Origin of the sequence: Micromonospora maritima, assembly GCF_902825405.1 — a bacterium.
In the GTDB taxonomy this organism is placed as follows: domain Bacteria; phylum Actinomycetota; class Actinomycetes; order Mycobacteriales; family Micromonosporaceae; genus Micromonospora; species Micromonospora maritima.
On the sequence record NZ_CADEAU010000486.1, the window covers coordinates 1 to 3,897 of the forward strand.

At 73.3% G+C, this 3,897-nt stretch carries 8 protein-coding genes; 7 read left to right on the plus strand and 1 reads right to left on the minus strand.

Going from position 1 to position 3,897, the window contains the following annotated elements; genetic code table 11:
- The 7 genes from HUW36_RS27540 to HUW36_RS27570 form a co-directional block, all read left to right on the plus strand.
- A partial coding sequence (locus HUW36_RS27540) for a LysR family substrate-binding domain-containing protein (protein WP_174530803.1) occupies nucleotides 1-564 on the plus strand: 564 nt, incomplete at its 5' end.
- Nucleotides 565-627: 63 nt separating this feature from the next.
- A complete protein-coding gene (locus tag HUW36_RS27545) occupies nucleotides 628-1,041 on the plus strand; it encodes a YbaB/EbfC family nucleoid-associated protein (protein WP_174530804.1) in 414 nt (137 codons plus the stop codon).
- Nucleotides 1,038-1,367 (plus strand): hypothetical protein, encoded by a 330-nt coding sequence (locus HUW36_RS27550; RefSeq protein ID WP_174530805.1) that lies wholly within the window; start codon nucleotides 1,038-1,040, stop codon nucleotides 1,365-1,367. Before HUW36_RS27545 ends, HUW36_RS27550 begins: the two co-directional genes overlap by 4 nt.
- Nucleotides 1,368-1,370: 3 nt before the next feature.
- The gene (locus HUW36_RS27555) at nucleotides 1,371-1,865 is read left to right on the plus strand and encodes a WXG100-like domain-containing protein (RefSeq protein WP_174530806.1); all 495 of its coding nucleotides are present in this window, start codon (nucleotides 1,371-1,373) and stop codon (nucleotides 1,863-1,865) included.
- Nucleotides 1,858-2,385 (plus strand): endonuclease, encoded by a 528-nt coding sequence (locus HUW36_RS27560; protein WP_174530807.1) that lies wholly within the window; start codon nucleotides 1,858-1,860, stop codon nucleotides 2,383-2,385. The genes HUW36_RS27555 and HUW36_RS27560 overlap by 8 nt, the downstream gene beginning before the upstream one ends.
- Nucleotides 2,382-2,921 carry an SUKH-4 family immunity protein gene (locus HUW36_RS27565; RefSeq protein WP_174530808.1) on the plus strand — a complete coding sequence of 180 codons (540 nt, stop codon included), beginning with the start codon at nucleotides 2,382-2,384 and terminating at the stop codon, nucleotides 2,919-2,921. Before HUW36_RS27560 ends, HUW36_RS27565 begins: the two co-directional genes overlap by 4 nt.
- Nucleotides 2,918-3,454, plus strand: a complete 537-nt coding sequence (locus tag HUW36_RS27570) for an SUKH-4 family immunity protein (RefSeq protein WP_174530809.1) — start codon at nucleotides 2,918-2,920, stop codon at nucleotides 3,452-3,454. Before HUW36_RS27565 ends, HUW36_RS27570 begins: the two co-directional genes overlap by 4 nt.
- A gap of 9 nt (nucleotides 3,455-3,463) precedes the next feature.
- Here the strand turns inward: HUW36_RS27570 and HUW36_RS27575 are convergent.
- Nucleotides 3,464-3,897: VWA-like domain-containing protein (locus HUW36_RS27575; protein ID WP_246248351.1), on the minus strand; the 434-nt coding region annotated here is incomplete at its 5' end.

A 3,897-nucleotide genomic window follows, 5' to 3' on the forward strand; every position in this document is an offset into this window, starting at 1 on the left:
GGCCGGGTGGACGCGCTGGTGGCCCGCTTCCGGGCCGCCCACCCGGACGTCGAGGTGGTCGCCGAGACGGCCTGGACCGCGCCGAACGTCGCCGGCCTGCTCGCCGGCCGGCTGGACGCGGCGTTCGTCCGCCCCCCGGTGGACGAACCGGCGCTGCTCTGCCGCACGGTCGACACCGAGGAGCTGGTGCTGGCGGTGCCGGCCGGTCATCCGCTGGCCGCCGGTCGTCGCCGGATCGGCCGGCCCGAGGTGGTCGACCTGCCGGCGGTGATGTGGCCGCGGGAGAACGGGCCGGGCATGTTCGACCGGACCATCGCGCAGGTGTGGCCGCGCGGCGGCTTCCGGCTGGTCCGGCAGGAGCCGGACGACGAGCAGTTGCTGCGCGCGGTGGCGCAGGGCGACGTGGTCGCGGCCGTGCCGGCCGGTCGGGCCCGGGCGTTGCGGCTGCCCGGCGTACGGCTGCGCCGGTTCACCGCGCCGACGCCCACCGTGGAGGTCGGGTTGGCCTGGCCGGCGGAGAACCGCAACCCGGCGCTGCACGCGCTCCTGGCGCTGCTCGACTGAGACGGGACGGACCGGCGTGCCCGGCTCGGCTACGCTCGGGGCGTTTCGCCCTGGGGAGGCATCATGAGCGCGGATCCTTCGATGAGCGGTGACTTCACCCGCATGCTCGACGCGACGATGGCGGCACTTCGGACGGTCGGCCCGCCGCCCGGTCCGGACGCGGACACGCCGGCCGTCGGCGAGGCCGCCGACGGTCAGGTCCGCGCGGAGATGGGGCCGGACGGCCGGCTCCGGTCGCTGCACGTCGAGCCGCGGCTGATGCGGCTCGGCTCCGAGGAACTGACCGCGCACGTGGTCACCGCGGTCAACGCGGCGATCGACGGGCTGCGCACGACGCCGGCTCCGCAGGTGGCGGACATGTCGCAGCTGCGCGAGCAGTTGCGGGAGGTGCGGGACACCGCCGTACCCCGGCTCGGGTCGTTCCTCGACGCGCTCACCGAGGCACAGGAGCGGCTGGCGCGGGGGGCGCAGCGGTGAGCGGCGACGGCTTCGAGGTGCACCCGCCGCTGATCCGGGCGGCCGGCCGGGGCGTCGCCGACGTGGCCAAGCGGTTCGACGGCGAGCTGGCGGCGTTCGAGGCGCGGATGCAGGGCTACGGCGAGCCGTGGGGCACCGACGACATCGGCTCGCTGATCGGCGTCGCCTACACCGAGGTGGCCACCTACATCTTCGACTGCGTGGGCATGGCCGCCGACGAGTTCACCTCCGCCGGCGCCGACATCACCGGGATGGCCGACGCGTACGAGCGGGTCGACGACGACGGCGCGGGCACGATGCGGTCGCTGGCCGGCGGGTTGGGGTGAGCGGTGGGACTGCAACTGCCCGGTGAGCTGATCACCGCGCTCGGCTGGATCGGCTACACCTGGCCCGAGGCCGACGAGGTGAAGCTGTTCGAGATGGGCCAGGCGTGGATCGAGTTCGCCGGCCGGATCGGAGCGACGGCCGACGAGGCGGACGCGGCGGCCGCGCAGGTGTGGACGCAGAACGTCGGGCCGGCGGTGGCCGCGTTCCAGAAGTGGTGGGGCGGCGGGCAGAACGGGCCGCTGGTGCTGCACGACAGCATGCCGGCGGCCGTGCTGCTCGGCGCCGGGCTGATCATCTGCGCGGCGATCGTGCTGGCGTTGAAGATCGCGGTGATCGTGCAGCTGGCGATCCTCGCGTTCGAGGTGGCCCAGGCGATCGCCACCGCCGTGGTGACGTTCGGGGCGTCGCTGGCCGAGATCCCGGTCTTCCAGATCATCAGCCGGGAGATCGTCGGCGCGCTGATCGACCAGGTCGTCAACCGGCTGCTCGATGCCTAGCCCGAGACGCGGCCGGGGCGCCGCCGCGAAGCCGGCCGCCGGCAAGATCGTCCGCAAGGCGGTCGAGAAGCTCGAGAAGCCGATCGTCCGGGTCACCGGGCCGAACCGGAGCCTGCCCACGACGGTGGTCCGGGTGCAGCGCCGGGACTTCCACGCCACCGCCCAGTTCCGGCGCAAGATGGCGGCGCTGAAGAAGCTCAGCGACGAGGGCAAGCTCTACAAGGCGACCAACCCGGTCGAGCGGGACAAGAGCATCACCGACGGCTACAAGGAGCGGATCCGGCAGAAGATCTGGGACAAGTACTGGCCGCACGACAAGGACCTCGCCAACCGGCTCAGCCAACGGCTCAGCGACCAGCACCCCGACCACGTGTGGGAACTGCAGCTCGGCGGGCCGGACACCGTCGACAACCTCAAGCTGCTGCATGGTAGAACCAACACAGACATCGGCTCCCAGATCTGGGGGCAGATCCAGAATCTGCCGGACGGGACCCCGATCCGAATAGAGGTAGTGGATTGACTCCCGATCTTGCGCAGCTTCTCGGCGAGCTCCGGGCCGACCTGGCCGCCGACGAGCCGGCGAGTCTCGCGTACGGGCAGATCGGCGAACCGGCCGGCGACGGTGACGTGCCGGCGGAGCTGCCGGGCGGCCTGCGCGAGTTCCTGCTCGTCGCCGACGGGCTGCGGGCCGGCGCGATCGAGCTGGCCTCGACCGCCCGACTGGCCGGGGTGCAGTACTTCCTCGACTACGCGCCCGACTTCTCCCCCATCCCGCAGGACAAGGCCGGCTGGCTGGTCGTCGGCACCCGCAGCGACGAGCCCATCTTCCTGGAGCGGGCCACCGGCGCGGTGTGGTACTTCCCGCCGACCGGCACCGAGTGGTTCATGGGCGACGCGTTCGCGGAGCTGGCCCCCGACCTCGACTCGTTCGTGCACTACTACGTCCTCGGCCCCGGCTACGCCGAGCTGGTCACCGACGACGACGGGTGGTACGCGTTCCTCGACCGGCAGGGCCTGCTCGACGAGGCGGACGAGGACGACGGGGACCAGCCGTGACGGTCACCCGCGAGCAGCTCACCGCGCTCTGGGGTGAGCGGGGCGTCGTCTACTTCCCCGACCGGCGCTTCGACGCCGTGCTCGGGCCGCTCGGCCCGGAGGTCTTCCCGCCCGACGGCGCGCTGCCGGTCGAGGTGCCGATCCTGTTCACGGTGGACGTCACGGTCCCCGACCTGGAGCTGTTCTCCACCCTGTCGATCGAGCTGGGCGATCAGGGTCCCCGCCCGTACGTCGTGCTGGGCTGCTCCCCGGAGGATCCCGCGCTGCTGTTCTGCCTGGACGCGGGCACCGGCGAGGTGCTCCTGCTCGACCTGGAGACACCAAACCTGGAGACGGTGAACCGCACGTTCGCCGCGTTCGTGGAGTTCCTCTACCGGTTGGGGCAACTCATCGCGACCGACCCGGGCGGGCGGGAGCGGGCCGTCCGGGCGGCGGCGATCCGCGAGGACCTGCGGGCGGTCGACCCGGCGGCGTTCGCCGACCCCGAGTCGTGGTGGAACATGGCCTTCGACGAGCTGGAGGCCACCGCCTGACCGGCGCCGTCACCGCGGCGCCGCGCCGATCGTGACCACCCGGGCCCAGTCCGGTGGTGACGTGGGCACCCGGTCGGCGTGTTCGCTCCACCGCGTGTGCCGGGGAAACAGACCCACGACGGTCCGGCAGGAGGGACGCGCGGCGGGCCAGGGCGTCTGCCCGTCGGTCAGCACGACGACGACGTCCGGGCGGCGACCGTGCCGCAGCGCCCGGGCGAAACCGGTACGCAGGTCCGTGCCCCCGCCGCCGACGAGCGGAAGGTCCTCGGCCCGGCACAGCGGCAGCACCCGGTCGGCGGCGGCGTCGCAGGGCAGCACGCTGACCAGGTCGCGACGCCCGCCGACGGCCCGGGCGATCGCGGTGACCTCCAGCAGCGCGCTGCCCAGCTCGCGGTCGCTGACCGAGCCGGAGGTGTCGACGACGACGCAGACGCGTGGCGGGC